General features: G+C 37.4%; 11 protein-coding genes. 4 read left to right on the forward strand and 7 right to left on the reverse strand.

Annotation, left to right across the window (positions count from 1 at the left end; translation table 11 throughout):
* The first annotated feature begins 385 nt into the window (after positions 1-385).
* Complete coding sequence (locus tag L2755_RS19900; protein ID WP_248982423.1) at positions 386-1126, forward strand: hypothetical protein; 741 nt, start codon at positions 386-388, stop codon at positions 1124-1126.
* Positions 1127-1621: 495 nt separating this feature from the next.
* On the opposite strand, the gene L2755_RS19905 is transcribed toward L2755_RS19900, so the two are convergent.
* On the reverse strand, positions 1622-1915 hold the full coding sequence (locus L2755_RS19905) for a hypothetical protein (protein ID WP_248982424.1): 294 nt from the start codon (positions 1913-1915) through the stop codon (positions 1622-1624).
* A 140-nt stretch (positions 1916-2055) separates the two neighbouring features.
* On the opposite strand from L2755_RS19905, the gene L2755_RS19910 reads away from it, so the two are divergent.
* The 3 genes from L2755_RS19910 to L2755_RS19920 all read left to right on the forward strand — a co-directional run bounded on the left by L2755_RS19910 (position 2056) and on the right by L2755_RS19920 (position 5835).
* Positions 2056-2499 carry a helix-turn-helix domain-containing protein gene (locus L2755_RS19910; RefSeq protein WP_248982425.1) on the forward strand — a complete coding sequence of 148 codons (444 nt, stop codon included), beginning with the start codon at positions 2056-2058 and terminating at the stop codon, positions 2497-2499.
* On the forward strand, positions 2496-4829 hold the full coding sequence (locus L2755_RS19915; protein ID WP_248982426.1) for a VIT domain-containing protein: 2334 nt from the start codon (positions 2496-2498) through the stop codon (positions 4827-4829). The genes L2755_RS19910 and L2755_RS19915 overlap by 4 nt, the downstream gene beginning before the upstream one ends.
* A gap of 124 nt (positions 4830-4953) precedes the next feature.
* Positions 4954-5835 (forward strand): hypothetical protein, encoded by an 882-nt coding sequence (locus L2755_RS19920; protein WP_248982427.1) that lies wholly within the window; start codon positions 4954-4956, stop codon positions 5833-5835.
* Between the two features lie 466 nt (positions 5836-6301).
* On the opposite strand, the gene L2755_RS19925 is transcribed toward L2755_RS19920, so the two are convergent.
* From L2755_RS19925 to mads1, 6 genes are all read right to left on the reverse strand, one after another.
* Positions 6302-7171 carry a hypothetical protein gene (locus L2755_RS19925; RefSeq protein WP_248982428.1) on the reverse strand — a complete coding sequence of 290 codons (870 nt, stop codon included), beginning with the start codon at positions 7169-7171 and terminating at the stop codon, positions 6302-6304.
* Positions 7172-7195: 24 nt separating this feature from the next.
* Positions 7196-8560 carry a phospholipase D-like domain-containing protein gene (locus L2755_RS19930; protein WP_248982429.1) on the reverse strand — a complete coding sequence of 455 codons (1365 nt, stop codon included), beginning with the start codon at positions 8558-8560 and terminating at the stop codon, positions 7196-7198.
* Positions 8561-8563: 3 nt separating this feature from the next.
* Positions 8564-11809: a DEAD/DEAH box helicase family protein gene (locus L2755_RS19935; protein WP_248982430.1), complete on the reverse strand. Its 3246-nt coding sequence runs from the start codon at positions 11807-11809 to the stop codon at positions 8564-8566.
* An 11-nt stretch (positions 11810-11820) separates the two neighbouring features.
* Positions 11821-15216 carry a site-specific DNA-methyltransferase gene (locus L2755_RS19940; protein WP_248982431.1) on the reverse strand — a complete coding sequence of 1132 codons (3396 nt, stop codon included), beginning with the start codon at positions 15214-15216 and terminating at the stop codon, positions 11821-11823.
* A gap of 98 nt (positions 15217-15314) precedes the next feature.
* Positions 15315-18191: an SNF2-related protein gene (locus tag L2755_RS19945; protein ID WP_248982432.1), complete on the reverse strand. Its 2877-nt coding sequence runs from the start codon at positions 18189-18191 to the stop codon at positions 15315-15317.
* A complete protein-coding gene (mads1, locus tag L2755_RS19950; RefSeq protein WP_248982433.1) occupies positions 18184-18369 on the reverse strand; it encodes a methylation-associated defense system helix-turn-helix domain-containing protein MAD1 in 186 nt (61 codons plus the stop codon). Before mads1 ends, L2755_RS19945 begins: the two co-directional genes overlap by 8 nt.
* Positions 18370-18752 lie beyond the last annotated feature (383 nt).

Genomic DNA, 18752 nt, shown 5'->3' on the forward strand with positions numbered 1-18752 from the left:
TCGATTACATCGAACACTGCTTAGAGCAGCTATCTTCACCTCACTGCGATCTCAGCAGGCTCTTACCCTGGCACGTCAATCTAAGCAAGGCGTAGTTCGTCGGACGCTCACAGAACGTTTAGTTCTTTGCTTGAAGTAGCTGCTAAAAGGTTTGGGAGCGTTACTCGAAGTAAAGTGAATGGTAAATCGATCTTTAAGGGCGTCACTATCCACGACAACGCCAATTTACAGCCCGAGTGGATGCAATAGGTATCCAACATCGAAATCCCACCTCTTCTGACCCGCTAACACCATAGTTTTGTCGAGAGTGGTGGGATTGTAGGGATTAGATCGCACTTTTAAAGATCAATATTACTCAGTCACTAATATGTGGCTTTGAGAGAGAATGATGGTAAAAAAAATTAGAACAAACTGGCCTAAGACTAAAGAAAAGTGGGCTGATGAGCATTTGAGAACAGGTATAACAGTTAAAGATTTTTGCAAAAAAAAACATATTAACTATAACACTGCGAGAAGGCACCTAACTGCGCAATATGCTGCAGATTATGCCGCTGCGCAAATGGAAATTAACCCTGAATATCAATTGCTAATACAGAAAAAAACAAAATTGAAAAGTCAAAATAATGAGAAACAACTACCTGCAAAAAAGTCTGGTGGAGCTCCATTAGGCAACCAAAATGCCCGAACCCATGGATTCTACTCTCGTTTTATTAATCCTGAATATTTAGATGCTGTAAAAGACTTGCAACGTGAACAGGAGTTATTCGCTTTACAGGCACTGTACTTTGAATGCCTTGAATATCGCCACCAAATAAAAATGGATATTAACGACATTGAAAATACCATTCGCTCAGCACCAGATAGTCTTGAAGGTATATCTGAACTGCTTACGGCTAATGATAGACGGTTGGTAAATGCCGAAACTCACTTACTTAGAATCCAACAGCAAATAGAAAACCACAGGTTATCAATATTTAAAGAGAAGAAATATGAGCAAGAGATAAGGCTTCGAAAACTCCAAGCTGATGCCCTGGAGAAACTGTCTAATCAAGAAGAACAATATTCGATACGTGATATTGTTATGGATATCCAGAGTATGGGAGGTAATGGCTTTGTCCAATGCTGAACGTAAGCAGCCTAGGTTACGAATTACTGAGATCTACTTTTAACTTCTAGTCCTCCTGGTCACGAAAAATGTCACGATCAGGAGGAACTACAGTGATGAGTACTAATTTTAACAATGCGTAACTTGTTCTCATTTGATTCAAATATTAGCTAAAGCCATTCATTGAAACTTATACAACTTTTTCTCTCTTGAATTGTAAGTCTATCTTTTAAATTGTGTTGCTTAGCTCTTCTCGGGTTTGAACAACAATCACATGACCAACACTTAGCAGTGTTGGCATAAAATCCGAGTTTTAAATGCAGTACTGCGAACCACTCTTCCCTAGAGTGACCAAAATAGTGACTCCTCGCAATTTGCAGTTTCTTACGCTGGTAGTGGTGCCTTCTGAGCGAACGGGAACTTTTCATTTTCAATCTCCTCTTTTGATGTGGCCACTGCTTCCAGTGACCGCCATATCGGGAGATGGATGAATTTATGTACTCGCATGATTAACACCTATCCAGAAACCAGAGGCTTCTTCTTGCTCCACCGTGCTATATATTCCTCCACGGACTCACGTGTATTAATTCTTTCATGAGAAAGTCCAAGACCGTGGCCAATCCCACTGCAAATACAATCACTTATATTATCCACTTCTTTAAAGTTTCTTGCTTCACTAACAATTAGTGCGCCTATCACATCACCTAAATCACCAGCCCAGATCTCTTTATGCCCATTTGCAATCATCGCTGAAAGTACTCGTTCAATATCGCGCTTAAAATCAACAACAGATAAATTTTCGTTTTCCATGCTATAAGCTTCCTTTTAAAAATATGTAGAAAAGTAAAATCGCTAATCGAGCTAACAAGTTGTTACGCCAGAATAGATAACCTGACAGCATTCAAACTTAACACTTGATATAGACAGTAACACTGTCTAGTATTGATGTCATGAAAAATATTCCTACTCAAAATAATATGCGCTACACCCTAAATGATCTTTGTCAGCTGGTTGAGCTAACACCTCGCACTGTGCGCTTCTACATCCAGAAGTCTCTAATGCCAGCACCAGAAGGCAGTGGTCGCGGCGCGTTTTATACCCAGAAACACCTAGAACGATTACTCGAAATTAAAAAATGGCAAGACGCAGGCTTATCACTCGAGCGCATCAGCGAGCTTCTATTCGACGAAAGCGACACTAAGCCTCTGCCACCACTCAAGCGCGCTAAACCTGGTGATATAGAAGTCTGTAGCCACATACATATAGATGAAGGCATATCACTCACACTAAACCCAAGCAAAGCTGGGTTAACACCAGAACAAGCTAAACAGTTATCACTAGAAGTCATCTCCTTGTATCAACGTATTGCATCAAGCGATAAGGAAGAGAAGTGAACAAAGAAATTGGATTAACATCACTATCAGGTGAACAGATCGCACTTACGTCTGTCGACATATCAGCCAAGCTTACTGGAGTGCTTTCTGAAGTTGAGATAAAGCAGCAGTATCATAATAGCTCTTCAAACAATATCGAGACGGTTTACACCTTCCCTCTTCCCATTGACGCTGTACTCACCTCATTAGAAATCGAAATAAATGGCGAGTTATTACATGGGCGCGTAAAAGCAAACAAAGCCGCAGAAGAGGATTACGAAGAGGCTATTGTCAGTGGTGATACCGCCGTCATGCTGAGTAAAATTAATGATGGGCTTTATTGTATTAACTTAGGCAATCTATTAGCCGGTGAAGCTGCTGTCATTACATTTAGGTATGCTCAGCTACATCAGTGGCAAGGGGAAAAGCTTCGTTTCTACCTACCGACTACCACCGCTCCTAAATATGGTATCCCAGATCTAAAGAGTATCGAGCAACACCAGATTCCTCAGCACTCATTGTCAGCATCGTATCAATTATCTTTCTCTATCACTGTAGAGGGATTGCTAGCCGGAACACTCGTCCAAAGCCCAACACATAGCCTTAAGTATCAAGCTGCAGATCAGGCAATGAAAATAACCTTTGACCGCCCTCAAGCCATGGATCGCGATTTTATTTTAGAGATAAATAAACCAAAGGGATATCAAGGTGAAGCATATTGGGCCCAAAATGGTGACAACACTGTTGTTCTCTCCTCATTCATTCCAAAAATAGATCTCAAAGAGCCACCGCAGACTAAAGGGCGCTGCATTAAAGTTGTGGTTGACTGCTCAGGGTCAATGGCTGGAGATTCTATCTCACAAGCACGCACGGCACTGATTGAGATCTTAGAGCAGCTACAAAGTGGCGATAGCTTTAACATAATACTCTTTGGCTCAACTCAAAGGCTCTTGTTTAACAACTGCGTTTTGGTCAATACCGCTAATATTCAGCATGCACGGCTTGCTTTAAATGATCTAGAAGCTGATTTAGGTGGTACTAAGATGCAAGCTGCACTCAGCGCAGCATACGATTCAACTGTGTATAAAAAGGTACCATGCGACCTGCTACTTATCACCGATGGACAAACCTGGGACGAGCAGAGTGTTATCGACAGTGCAGCAGAATCAAATCATCGACACTTTGTTGTCGGTGTTGGTAGTGCGGTTAGTGAAGCTTTTCTGACTAAGCTCGCAAAATCAACCGATGGCACAAGTGTATTTGTGACGCCCAATGAGAATATGAGCCAGAGTATCGTGCAGCACTTTAATCGCATGAGCCACTTTCCAATTACCAAAGCCGAAATGTGCCTTTCTGACAAATACTCAACACCACTTACTTTTGAACCGTTCCCACCCCATAAATTGCCGCTCTTTGACGGAGATACGGTAAATGTTTTCACTGAATATGAAGGTTATCCACCTGCTACAGTAGACTTTTACTTTGAAGGTGAACAGCATGACCCTAATAGTGAAAATGATATGTGCGGAGCAAGCATTGCAGTAACTCATAAAGTCAACGACCTGGGCTTACTAGCAAGGCTTGCAGCCCATGATAGGTTAGCGCAGCTAAGCGATAGCAAAGCGCTTGAACTTGCCGAAAAGTATCAACTAATAACCGAATCAACCAGCTACATCTTAGTGAAGCAAAACCAACATACAGATGGACTAGGAATACCCGAGCTTCATCACGTGCCCCACCAATTACCAGCTGGTCAAAGTGGCTTTGGCTCAGTTTCAGACTCAGCTATGGAATATGACTCATTAATGTTTAGTATGGGCCCAACCGTTGAGTCGAATATCAGCTTTAGCACTCAAGGGGCACCAGTTGAGTGCGAACCAATGCAGAGTGAATCAACTTCTATGATGCCGCCAATAAGTGATTACGAAATCGTACCACTCGACGTACCTGCATTCCTTAGAAAGTCTGCTGACATCGATGATGAAGAGTCTGAGAGCAATCCAACTCAAACGCTTGCCGACTCTCTCAATGAAGAGTTCAACCCAGATGACAGTATAGGGATGAGTGAATTCGATATTATGGACCTTGAGGAGCTAGGCGAAGATGAAACCATCATTGAAATGCTGTACCAATTAGAACACGCAGGCTACAACGAACAGAAGCTGGTGGCTGCCTGGTTAAGCCTCTATAACGAGTTTAACCCTGACAATAAGTTCACTCGCCATGTCACTCGCTTAATTCGAATTTTATGTAAAGAGTTAGATATCGGTGATGAGCTCATTAGAGTTGTTAAAGAGTCTTTACAGGCAGATTTACTTACTCTACAACCTGACTATGCCGACTACCAATAGGCAGTGAGCGCATATCATCAAACTCGTCATTACTGCGCCGTTAAGTGCAGTTGATGGCGATAGCTCAAGACCAAATATAAGCAGTAGACCTTTAATCCAATAACAAACTTAGAAGGTGTAATAAGTGGATTTAGAACTTAAAGAAAAGCTAATTTTTGAGAAATATATACCGGGTATAAATAAGCTAAACGATGATGATATGAGTGATGCATTGCGATCATCCTCAGAGGCTACAATGTACCAAATAAATGCAGAGCTACAGCAGAGCTGTGGCAAAGGGCAAGACGTCCTTACAATGAATGAGCTCTGCCGTGCTGAACGCAGTATCTGCGATTATCCAGACTTACTAAGTTATGACATTCCTCACTGGCAGTATCAGCACCACCACTTCAAAAACTTTAACCACGTAGATGAAGTTCGATCAGAACAGTTAGCAGCCGCCACGGAGGAGCCTATATACTACTCGAAAGCACCAGAGGGCTATATCAGCCAATACAATGGTGAGTGGATGCGTCTGTTTATAGGTAATAAATTCTATTACGGCAACCTCTACTCTGCGGTTCACTTCATATTACAACTCGTCGAAACCATTGTAGAAGGCTGGATAACACAGCGATACCCCTATCAACTACAAATGAACTCCTACCTCTGCGACACAAAAACGCCATGCTATACAGTTGACTTCACCACTAGTAATGATTTGAATGAAGCTCAATCACATAAAGCGTTAGCTCTGTACTATGACTTTAGAAATGACCTCGAACCCAAGCTAAATAAACACCTCAATAAACAAACACCCGCAACCTACATTATTTATGGTGTCGACTATGAAGGCTGCCCGACGGTCCAATTAATCTGTAAAAATGACCAAACGCTCTCGTTAATTAGACCCGCAACATTTATGCAAGACTTTATGCCTAAAACACAAAACCCAGCATACTTAGATTACCTTGCCAGTCAATACGCTAAACAAGCAACCGACACACTACTCGCACACGGCTTATAAAAGGTGTCGAACAGCACCATAGCACTAGCTTTGAATCTGTGCTGGTGGGTTTATTGTCCACCAGAACAGATAGTCATCCTCTAAATAATCATCGTTATTAGGTTTTTGCTATCGGACCAGTCATCCATATCAGTATCGTTACTAGGTTGATTCGAGTGTTATGCAAAGAGCTTAATATGAGTGATGAGCTTATCAATACAGTTAGAGAAACGATGAAACAAGAAATTACGCAGGTGGCAAACTAAAAATAAAAGCCGAACGATGCTTCACGAAGAAAAATGGTTCGGCCTTACCCACCCCGACCCCATATTGCTAAGGATCTATATCAGTTGCTTGGCGTACCGTTCACCTAGCCAATGGCAAATCACAAAGCACCGGAAATATTTTATATACGACCAAGGAACGATATAAACAACTATGTCACAACATCCAATGTAAGCAACCAAGACTCAGCTTTAAGCGTTTATTACACTTCCACATTCAGAACTGCAAAGTCATATTCGCCATCGTTAACTTTTAAAACGATCTTACTAAGATCCGAATCATCAAAATCAATTGTATCCCACAATGTAGAAAATGCAGTTGAATCATCGACTTCTACAATCCCTACATCAAATGAAAAATGCAAAGCCATTATTAATATTTCACTCAAATCATCGATAGTTAATTCAAAAAGCTCTGCCACGTTAGTGTCTTTATAACTATCACCATTAACATAACTTGTTAAGTCAATTTGAAAGCCTAGGGAAAGGCAGTTTATATTTAAGTTTTGAAGGAAAGAGTCTTCATCAACTTTTTCTTTCTTCAACTTCTTACTTCCTAAACTTTCAAGTTTTTCTGCGTTAGACTTTATATTGGTTTCTTCAACTAGTTTTTTAAATAAGTTTTGATGATTAACTTTAAACTCTGGATTTTTATAACTTGAGTTAGGGAAATATAGATTATACAGCTTGTTATATGACGTAAATTTCAATAACGTATTACTGTCTTTTTTCTGGTCCAGCATTTCATAAAAGCTTTCTCTATGCTTTAAATAGTAATTAAAATTATTAGCATCAATTACGAATGACATTTGTGTTGAACGTTGCTTTGAAGAATGAAATCTAGTTACCATAACTCCAAAAATCAAGCTCGAACTCATTACCCAAATAGGAAGTTTAAACATGCTCATAAAGTTATCATAAGCAGACTGAGAAGCTGTTAATTCATAGTCCTTCATTAGCGGTATCGACATGAACAAAGCTATTAACAACGGAGCTAAAGTAACTAACCAAAACAAACCGTTATGATGTAGAGGCTTATTTTCATCAATACTCAATAAATTTTTAATTTCCATTTATTCAAACATTCCTTTTTAGCATTAGAAATTTATTTTCACAGGATAGCCTAAAGCACGTAATGCTTTATTTGTTCTGCCATTTCTTGGTGGTGTTGCTTCTGGTCTAGCCCAACCTACAATTTCAGCGATAGAATTTATTCCGTAATGCTTAATTTTGTATTCTGATAACTTGCCAGCTTGGTAAATTCTTTCCCATATGTCAGCTTCTTTCCCTGAATAAAGAATAAAATCCAACATATCAATTATCGACTGGCCTTTAGTGTTTCGAAGCGAATATAGTAATTCTGCAAATAAAGGTAATCTTTCATTACGAGTTAAAGTACTTACATCAGGTCTACCTAGAACGCTTGTCGGAATTTTTATCACATGGTCAAGAGTTGCATGTGTAGCAGAGCAAAGTGTTAATAGATCATCTGACGTTAGTGATTTAATGTTTTCTTTAGAAAGTAATCTTCTAATATTTGGAGCATTGACATCAAATGTAATATCTTCGTTTGATGGAGCTTGCTCAGTATTTTTCCACCAAGTTAAAGCACTCATCAACGCTTGCTGAGGATCAACTTTATTACTTTGGAAATAATCTTCAAAAGGATGAGTGTTATCACTTTGGCGTACTAAGTTGTAATAATACGCATGGAGAAATTGATCAACCTGCCAGTACCTAGGTATATTTTCGTCAACCCAGTCAGGTTTAAAATCTTCAATTTGGCTAGCAATATTACGCATGGTTGATAATGTTGAATTCCACTCCTCATGAAAGCGTTCTTTCTTCTTATCGACCTTTTTCTTATCAGGGGTAAAACTAACACCTCCCCATTCTTCAATTGCTCTTTTCTTTTTAGCTTCATCGTCAATTTTTAATGTCCCCTTGCTACGACGAAAAGCATCTATTTCAATTTGTTCTGCAATTATCTCTTTAGTTAATGGAAAGGCTTTGTCCAAATCAATTAATTCATCAAAAAACTCTTCTAACTGTTCATCCATTCCAGATTCTGATAATTCTATATCTGAAATAAATATTCCTGTTTCAATATTTGAATACCAAGCCCTCTCAGTAAGGTTTGCTGAACCTATATAAGCACCATGCCCTTGCCACCAAATAATTTTGGCATGCAACATATCCGGTATTAACTTACAAAAAATATTGTTACGCTCATTCTTCAATAAGGTATTTAAAAGACTAGGGGTGACGGGAACGGTATGATCATACCGCATCCAAATATCCAACCTTAGTTTATGCTCTAAACAGTTTTGAATCAATTTAGGTGTTTCACCTCTGTCGCTCCCATAAGCAATGGCAGCTAATACACAATCAACTTCTACATCTTTTGATGGTAAACATGACGCTAGAAAATTGTTATTAATTCCATTAGCTACCAATTTCATAATTTATGCTCCTAGCAAAGATACGAAAATTTTCTTAATATAATTTGCTTTGTCTTCTTTTTGGAACAACACGTGATTGTTTTCAAAACTTTGTTCTGGCCCACTTCCATCTGTCCACCAGTTAATTTCTCTTTGATAGGTGTTTGATACGATAAAGGAGTCTAAAACAATATCTGGATCACCGAGGCGGGTTTGAATATCCTTAATTGTTTTATAGAACTTAATTTTTGCATCATCAAAGCCATGAATTCGAGCTAATCCTTTAGGATCAACAAAACAAACATATTGTTTATTATCAACTATTAACCATATGATAAAATCTGGATAGAAATTACCTGCTTCAAAGAATCCAACCCCTTTCCCTTTGCTTTGATTTCGTAAAACAAACAGTTCTTTATCTTCAAAATATTCAGGTGAATTAACACAAAAATGCTTTAAATCTTCAATAAAATCACGTTCACCTTCGTTCACTGGCACAGGAGATAATTTTACGACTTCATTATTTTTAAAATAAATAAGTGGTTGGTATAAGTGTTTACTAAAATCAAACACCTTTAAGTTACCAAAAGACCATGAATCTCTGAATGTTCCACTTTGTAAATGATCCTTTAATTCATTGATTTTATTAATCCATTCGTCAGCATTACGATCGACTGTAGCTTTGTAGTTATCAATAAAATTATCGTCTTTATCACTCATTTGATAATATTCTAGATGTGGTCCTTCATACTCACTTTTTCTAAAATGATAATATCTTTCAACATATTTTTTAATCAGTGCAGTCGCTATTTCTTGCCACATTTGCACTCGTTCCATTGTCGTTACTTCCATCATATCAGCAGGAATCAACAGTCGATACCAGCTAGGATCACTTAGGAGTTCACGAATTGTGTTACGACCCAACTGTAAGTTGTACCAAGCTTTTTCATTTTTGTACTGCGCAAGCTCAAAGTAAATATCATCATACTTAAGAAAAGCTAAATGTTTTTCTTCAAAAATCCCTTCATTTAACCTTACGTCTAATGCTGTACTTGACTGAGAGACAGATCGTTTTGCTTGGATTTTAGGGTACCAATTTAGTGTAACTTTGCCCTTCATTTCAACTGGTTGATTCTCTAAGAAAGGCTTCTTAGCTTTCTTAAAGGGAACGATATTACTATCCAAGCGAATGAGTTTAAGGTCAGTCCTTGTTAATCTTTTGATCACGGGAAGTGTAATTACTTCGGTTGTTTGCTCACCAACACCTTCCTCTTCAAGGTACTCTTCAAACTCCTTCATATAGTCAGATCTAATACCGAACACATTTAAAGTTTCTAATAAAGGTAGGTGCTTAGGGTGCTTCATTCCAGGGATATGATTGCTTCGTTTTAGTGAAAAGTCTAAACCTTTTAAGCGAACGCCCCTTCCGAATAATTGGATGATCTCTGAACCTTCAGATCTACCTACGTTCATTAATCCCATTGTACTCACACGCCATGAACTCCAGCCTTCGGTGAATTTCTTAGCGCCTATCAATAAATTTATTGGAGAGCCTTTTTTATTGATATTATGGAATAACGATGAAGAAAAACTTTGGTCTGTCACTACGGTATGTTCAATGTTGCCACTTTTCACAGCTTCATCACATAAGTTAATTAATTTTGCAGAGTCTCCGACATTAACGACACCAAACCAGTCGTTTTCACCAACACGAAGGCCTATTTCGCCACCACTACCTTTTAAGTGGACAACATGCAGCATACCACTGATTTCAGTATTAAAGACCATTCTCAGTACATCAATAAACGCAGATGAAGCTTGGTTACTTGCCCATTCTTTCTGTAAATACGTGAAAGAACCTTCAAAAATAGGAGTACCTTTACCATCTCTTAAATCATCTTGTTGATTTAAGAAAAGCTCAATAAAGTGTTCTGACTCATTATCGTTATTCGCTACAAATCTAGCCACAAATTGCATAATAGCCTGAATATCTGAAACGGTTTCCGCATTAGCTTCATTTTTAGCCGTTACTTTGCCCCCTACAAATATCCACAGCGGGTCAGCCAGTAAGTATTCCGCAATTGTTTTTTCTTTATCTTTGAAAACTTTTTTCTGTTGATAGAAATTTAAAATACAGCCAGTCAAATAGAGCTGTAGTTGATCCGGTCCCCAAGATTCACTCAAGTTTAAAATAAAGTGATCTTTGCCATAACCGTCACCGTGGAAAAACTTATATGAATAATCAAATAAAATACACTTCGCATATTGCTGAGTTAGCTTATATTTGGCGGATGGTTTGGCTACACCTTTTGGCGCAATATCATTACCTGAAGCCGCTTTAATTGCTTGGCCAAATGTTGCGGAGTATTCAAATGAAAAACCTGATTCACATATTTGATTTCTTTTCACCATCCAATCCGTGCCACTTGCGCCACGATGTCCTTCATCAACAAGTACTAAATTATTAGATTCAAAATACGCAACATCTACAGATTTTTCACCTAACTTTTTAGAAACTTTTTTAGTTGAATCTTGTAGTTTGTGAATATCAATAATATCGATAGGGATACCACCGCCAGATAAAGACATTTGACCGCTTTTGTCATGCATTTTAGCACCATCAAATCCAGATGCATCAAGCTCACTTTTATGCTGTAAAGATAACCCTGAATTAGGTGTTAACAAAATAGTTCGATTAAAGTCTTTGGCTTTTTTATACTTATTTTTATAGTGTTCAAACTGCAAGATGTTCACATGCATTATAAGCGTTTTACCACCGCCAGTAGCAATCCACACAGCAAGTTTATTAAGATCGCTTTCTTTAAATGGTTCCACATAATGAGCTTCCGCATTTTTACCTTTTTGTTTTAAGTGCTCCTGGTTATAGTCGACTAAATAGTGATTTAGTTCTGAGCACAATGCTGCCTTATCATTAAAATATCGATCTAAGTAATGCTCCGTAAAAAGTACCGACAAATATTGGAAGTACAATGGATATAATGTATTGCCCGCATGATTTCTTTTATCAGTAATATCGCGCCAATGCTTTACAATATTGTCATCGTACTGTCTTAAAAAGTCATCTTTCACAGCCCTGTTAGCTTCTGGTATCCAGCTCAACAGTTCATATAAATATTTACTTGAATTTTCTTCATCAAAACCAATCAAATGTTCAGCTGAAAGTGTTTTACCTAAGACTTCAAGGCTTTCAACACCAAACTGCTTTAGCATCCAATGACCTAAAACTAATTTGTTTTCAAAACGTGCCATTGTTTGGTTCCTTATAATTCTTTTACATCAAACATGAGACGTTTAAATTCAATTTCAATCATTTTTACTTTTGAAAATGGGTCTTCCAAGGTATGGTCACCGTTTACATAAATCCGATTAAATTCGGTATCACGAGGGTTATAGCCTTGTTTATCTAAAAATTCGTCTAACGCTGCATTGTCTTTTTCAGCCAATTTACGCCATATCACTAATACTGATTCATCTTGAGGAGTAAAACCAATTACAACTTTAAACCCACGGATCACATCAATAGACTTCACGGTTAAACCAAGGAGGTAATTAAAAGTTTCAACTAAATCAATATTAGTTGGCTTGGTTGCACCAACTGAGCCAGAGCCAATATTTAATTTATAATTAAATGGGTCTTCAAATTGTTTAATATCGAGTAATGATGCGCTATTTTCTGTTTCAACATCAAGCCAGTACCCTAGTGTATAATCTTCTCTTGCAGAAGGGCTTTCATCTAGGAATGATTGCTGTTGATTCGACAATGACCTCTTAGCACCAACATCTTTCAAGTTATTGAGAGTGTCTTCGTAGCCCTCTAAACGGAGATATTTTATGAGTAAACTTTGATGTCCTTGAGAAACAGGTTGGCCTTCTTTCCAATGAGTTGCAAATGAACACTTCTTGATACGAGGAAGTAATGTATCGTCAAAGTGATGCCCCATTTCGATTAGAATAAATTTTCGTTCTTTATCATCGATAAAGTTTTGTTGTAGCAGTGCATGTCCCGTGGTTCCTGAGCCTGCAAACATATCTAACACAGTACTTCCATGTTCAGTCGTCATTTCGATTAAGCGACGTCCGATAGTCGATGGTTTTGGATTAGGAAAAGTTCCTCTTTCACCAACAATATGACTTAATTCTTTTTCTCCATCAGTAAAATCTGAAATAACAGATTTAACAACATCAGTGCTTACTTTATGTAAAAATCTTTTTATTTGTGGCTTTTTGTTTTCATCTTCTCCGTAAGCTATCAAATGTTGTTTATCAAGTGATTCAAATGATAAAACATTTGTTTTTTCAGGATTTATTGTTTCTCTCCATAACCAGCCACGTTCGGGACAACCACAAGGTCCACCTGTTACAGGGTGTGGTGGTTTATAAAACCTATATTCATCACTATCAGCTGATTTATGAAAATCTTTTAAACTACTTGCGTTTGGCCAAGATGGATTATCTTCACGCCAAATCCAAATCTTAGCATTTTTAATCCGAGCATCACTTTCATCGATCCATACTCCATTCTCATCTCTGTAATCAGCATATTTATATTGTGTAATTCCTTTCCAAGGATTATTTTTTTTCAACTCTTGTGTCCAAACTAATCCTTGATCCAAACATAATTCTTTGTATTCTTCTGTTTGTTCCTTATATAAGGCCCTAACTTTTTGCTTAATAACTTCGATACTAGGGTATATTTCGTTTAGTTCATGGACCAACTCCATGACCTCTGCGAATCCAGGTTTACTCTCTCTAAACATCTCATGTTTGGCTGATGCTATATGACGGTTTTTTGCAAATGCCAATATATACTCATGGTTATGAGAGAATGCTTTAGCATCATTATGAGTCGTATTTTTTACCCAAATTAAATTATCAAGGTAGTTTCTGTTACCAAATTTATCTTCAATAAGGTTCATAAGTCGATGACTGACTCTATTATCTTCATCCTTATCATCAATATTTACAAATAGTACACCATCATCTGACAGTATATCTCTTGCAGCTTCAATTCTGTCACTCATCATCGAAAGCCAAGATGAGTTTCTAAAACTATCCTTATAATTAAAATCATTCCCCCCGGAATTGTATGGAGGATCAGTTACGACAACTTTAACTTTCCCTATTTGAGATGATTTTATGAGGTTTAAGCCTTGATAATTTTCCGAGTTCAGTAGAATACCGTTTGTTTCAGTATCTAAATTATTTATATTACCAATCAAATTTTGTTTGAAGTCTTCGTTAAAATATCGAGTGTCTAAAACCAAATTTAACACTCGTTTGAGAGTATCAATTCTGTTTTCTGGACTAGCTTGAACTGAGTTAATAAAATTAAATAACAACCACTCATTCCACTGTTCATTTTCGTTTGCAATAATGTCAAATAAGCTAGAGTCAACTCTATCAATAGTTATACAATAATTAGTTTCTACAACAAATTTTTTCTTTAACCACAGCTTCTTCTGGAAATTTTCTAATTGTGCCAGCATACGAATTATTTTTTTTGCGATACTGCGCAGTATTTTAATTTTCCGTAATTGCTGCTCTGTTACTTCAAATGTTTTATCGTCGATATCATCTAAAAATAACACTTCATTTTTAATATAGAAATCGAGTTCTCGGTTTAAGAAACCACCTAAGTCTTTATGGATGAAATAGTCGAAAGTATTACGTGCAGTGTAATCGTTTAAATGCTTTTCAAGTAATGTTCTATTTTTATTGGCTTCTGTTGGAGCTAGTTGTTTTAGAATAGTTAACCACTCTTCAAACTCCTCACCTGTTTGATTGAAAATAACGTCAACCGCATGCTTATTCAAAGCCTCTTGCTTTTTCTTGCCAACGGGCAAGAAGTTAAAATGAATGAGTAACTGGCCATCTTCAACACTTAACAGTGTTTCTTCATCGATAACAAAACGGCGTTCTTCACCTGTTTTTGCTTTAACGTTGTCTTTTTCAGTATCCGCCTCAACTAACTTAATGCGGAACGGCTTGTCTTTATTATCTTTGTCTTTTGCTATGAAAGCGTAGTCACGCAAATGCTCTGACGATTTTATGTAATATTGGTCGTGATTTGCCCAATATAGTTTTACTTCTTCACCTTCATAGGGAATAGCATTGATATCTCTACACTTATCAGTGAGTGCTTTAATTTCTTTTTCAAGCGCTTCGCCATTTAGCCCTTTTTTCACCAATTCTATTATTTCTTTTTGAAGCTGCTTATCTAAAGTTTCATCGCCTTGGGGGATTGAATAGGTACCAGATTTATAACGACGTTGAGATATAAAATCGCCTTTGTCATAATATCGATTAAAAAATGTGTGTAACTTTGAAAATACATCATTTTCTAGTGATGTGGCATCAACCAGTGCCATTTTATTTTTTATATCCAATACTGGCTGTGTATTTTCAGGGTCGGGAGAGCCATATTGTTTTGCTTGTTCAATCGCAGCCTGTAACTCTGTCTTTAAGCCATTAGCGCCAATGTTTACATAATCTGAAAATGACTTTTTCACCTGAGGCAATAGGTCATCCTCAAGAAAATTATTAATATCATTACGTTTTTGGTTCATGATTCGATAAATACCAAAGTCGAGATCGGCTTTATCCATTTCAAAAATTGTGCGTAACGTTTTAATTAACTTTTTGTATGATTCACTCATGATGCTCTCTTAATATTTAATCCAATAGTCGGTGACCATTAACTATAAATTCATTTGTCGTGTACTTTTAGATTCTTTCGAATAACTGTTTAGGATAATTAAACTACACTCCATCGAACTGTAAACAATTCTTCAACTTCTGTTTTTTGCTTCATTCGTTGTTCTAAGGCTTCTATTAGCGCATCACGCTTACCAATAATTTCATCTTCCACATCAAATATTTCTTGTCGTTGACGTCGCTGTTTCTTTTCTAAATCTCTTATTTTCTTTTGAAAGGTTTGCTGTTCTTCAACTGATATTGCATGGCGAGTTTCACGCTTTAATGAACGAATTTGGCTCTTCGTATCGATTAAATCTTGCTCAGCGGCAAGTATTTTATCATCAGCCCATTTTTCCAACTTTTCTCTTTCATCTTGAAAATATTGATTGTTCAGATCCATCGCTTCAGCAAGCTTGGCATCTATCTGAAGGCTCTTGTTTTCGTTAAGCCTTTCAGGAATAGTTGAAGTTAAATCGTTATGACTTCGTCCACCTACATTAAACAGTTTTTTACATGCCTCACCATCAATGGGTTGCCCTTTATCGGTAATACCGGTAAAAACAAGATGCTGTTCTGTTTGAAAAGCATCAATACTTAATAGGTTTAATGATAACCAGCCAGATTGCCCTTTAAGCTGTTCTGCAACAGAAACTTTGGTGAGATGATTTTGGTAATCAAAGACTATTTCACTGATTGGTGTACACTCTTTTCTAGCTGTCGCTATTACATGTTCGCCCAAAGGATGCGCAATACGGTAAGTGTGTGCATGATTATCAAGAACCTGCTTGGCTTCGTCGTTAACCGATTTTCCTTTACGAATAAACTGGTATTTACCTTTTGCTTGTTCCGCTATTTGCTTCGTTAAGGTAAAGGTGTAATTTTGTTGATTAAATGATGCATATGATTGCAGTTGGTGTTGGGTTATGGCCCAGAACCATCTAGACACTTTATCTAGCCGTTCTTGCGCTTGATCTAATTTAATCTTAAGTAAGTCATGAATGTCTTCATCAAAATGCTCTAACAAGGCATCTTGAGTTAACTGCATTTTGGTATTGATATCACTTTCGAGTTCTTTTTGTAGCGCTTCAAAGGCTGATTCAATCTCCTGAGGTGTACGACACTCTTGGTAGATTTGTTGAATACGCTTTTCAAAATCGACACCACTTTCTAAAGTACCAAGAATAGAATCAGAAGCTCCAAATACGCCATCAAATAAAGTAAACTTGTGCGTTAAAAGCTCAAGTACTCTTTGATCAGCATAATTACGTTGATTGATAAAGTTAACCACAACAACATCAAATTTCTGCCCGTAACGATGACAACGACCTATACGTTGCTCTACTCGTTGTGGGTTCCACGGTAAATCGTAGTTAATAATAAGCGAACAAAATTGTAAGTTAACTCCTTCAGAGGCAGCTTCTGTGGCGATCATCACTTCAGCGTTTTCTTTGAAGTGATCAATTAACGATGTTCTTCTATCTATCTGTGGTGAGCCTGTAACTTTATCTGAGCCTGCGTGCTTTTCACGCCATGATTTATATATTTCAGTTGCTTCAGGTGTTGTATTGGAACCACTGAAAGTAACTATTTTATCTTTGAATCCATGCTTAGCTAGGAAGGATGCTAAATAAGCTTGTGTTCTTTTAGATTCAGTAAAGATGATTACTTTTTGGGCTGCTCCTGTTTCTGTCATTTGCTTAAAGCCTAAAGCTAAAGCTGTAAGCAAAGCTTTAGCCTTTTCATCATTCTGAATATCATCAGCTTGTTCGATAAATCCTTTAAGTTCTTTTATTTCTAGCTCTAATTTTTTCTCATCAATGACTTCTTTGGCAACCTTTTCATCGAGGTCTTCTTCATCTAAATAATCAGTTTCTAGGTCATCATCTTCAATAATTGTACGCAGCAAATCATCTTCATGATCATCTCGTTGCTCTTTAAGCTTTTCAAGACGGAGTTTCATTACTTTTAGTGTATTTACTACCGCATAGGAACTTGATGCCAATAGCTTACGCAGAATAAGCCCCGTTAAATGTTTTTGCCTTCTAGGTAACGCATAGCTGTCATCTTTATCTATAAATGCTGAGACGGCATCATACAATGCTTGTTCTTGATCAGATGGAGTGAAGGGAACTGTAATAGCCCTTCGCTTTGTATATTTTACGTATTCAAGTACATTTTTACGTAATGTACGTTTAACAAAACCAGCCAGACGTTCTTTTAATTCTTGTTGACCACTATCACCTTGCATAAATTGCTTTCTAAAAGCTTTGTCGTCACCAAAAATATGCTCATCAATTAACGTAGACATGCCGTACAACTCCATTAGGGAGTTTTGTAATGGTGTAGCGGTAAGTAATAGTTTTTTTCTACTGAATAAAGCTCGCTTTAGCGCTTGTCCCATTTTATTACTTTCGCGATGGGCATTGCGCAATTTATGGGCTTCATCAATAACGACTAAATCCCACATTTGACCCACTAACTTGTCTTCAAGCCTTGCCGCATAATGATATGACATAATCACTACTTGTTTATTGTTTAATGGGTTATATACCCCTGATTTTTGAAGCTGATTAAAGGTTTTAGAATCGAGTATTTGGGATGGAAGATTAAACTTTTCTAGTAGTTCTTGTGCCCATTGACGACGAAGTGAAGCAGGGCAAATAATCAATAGTTTTCGCTTACGTTCAGCCCAGTACTGGCAAAGCACTAGACCTGCTTCAATGGTTTTACCCAAGCCAACTTCATCAGCTAAAACAACACCTTTATTTAGCGGGTTATCTAATGCAAATAAAGCAGCTTCAATTTGATGAGGATTTAAATCAACACAGGCATCGAATAGCGATTGTGACAAACGGTCGACACCACTGTTCGCATGAATAATTGATAACTCATGGGCAAAGTATTTTGCATGGTATGGGGTAAGCTGATTAAGCATTACTTTGGCTTCCTTTCTTTTTTTCTATCCATTGCTCTAAATCTTCCCTTTTGAACCGCCATGAACCGCCAACTTTAAAACCAGGTAGCTTCCCTTCACTCGCTAAGCGGTAAGCAGTTTTTTCGGTCAATTTAAAATAGGCTGCCAGCTCTTTTAAGGTTAGGATTTGTTCTGTCATTACAATCTGAATACTCTATTACTTAAGGTACATTTAAGGAACTAAAAGGAGGATATGGGAAAATTAGGGAGTCAGCAACACTTACTCAGCCTTCAAAGCAACTAATTGACATGTATCATAAATTAACAGTTTATTTAGCAACATTATTCAAACATTCAGATTTCACTGCGAACACGCAATAAGTAAAAACCTATAGGTACCAACAAAGGTACCATTAGTCAAAACAATCACAAAAGTGACAAGCTAAATCACTATTTAAGCTGCAATTATTAAAAACAATCCACATTCAGATCCAGAACGTAGAATAGAGTTTTCGGCAGCTTGATACTGCCGACGAAACCTTAAAGCCCTTTATTTGTGGCCTTGTTTTCAAGGCCGTCTGA

Origin of the sequence: Shewanella abyssi (genome assembly GCF_023284025.1) — a bacterium.
GTDB classification, from domain to species: domain Bacteria; phylum Pseudomonadota; class Gammaproteobacteria; order Enterobacterales; family Shewanellaceae; genus Shewanella; species Shewanella abyssi.

Coding starts and splice junctions, on each gene's coding strand:
- L2755_RS19900 (WP_248982423.1), top strand. CDS start 386: ATGATGGTAAAAAAAATTAGAACAAACTGGCCTAAGACTAAAGAAAAG.
- L2755_RS19905 (WP_248982424.1), bottom strand. CDS start 1,915: ATGGAAAACGAAAATTTATCTGTTGTTGATTTTAAGCGCGATATTGAA.
- L2755_RS19910 (WP_248982425.1), top strand. CDS start 2,056: ATGAAAAATATTCCTACTCAAAATAATATGCGCTACACCCTAAATGAT.
- L2755_RS19925 (WP_248982428.1), bottom strand. CDS start 7,171: ATGGAAATTAAAAATTTATTGAGTATTGATGAAAATAAGCCTCTACAT.
- L2755_RS19930 (WP_248982429.1), bottom strand. CDS start 8,560: ATGAAATTGGTAGCTAATGGAATTAATAACAATTTTCTAGCGTCATGT.
- L2755_RS19935 (WP_248982430.1), bottom strand. CDS start 11,809: ATGGCACGTTTTGAAAACAAATTAGTTTTAGGTCATTGGATGCTAAAG.
- L2755_RS19940 (WP_248982431.1), bottom strand. CDS start 15,216: ATGAGTGAATCATACAAAAAGTTAATTAAAACGTTACGCACAATTTTT.
- L2755_RS19945 (WP_248982432.1), bottom strand. CDS start 18,191: ATGCTTAATCAGCTTACCCCATACCATGCAAAATACTTTGCCCATGAG.
- mads1 (WP_248982433.1), bottom strand. CDS start 18,369: ATGACAGAACAAATCCTAACCTTAAAAGAGCTGGCAGCCTATTTTAAA.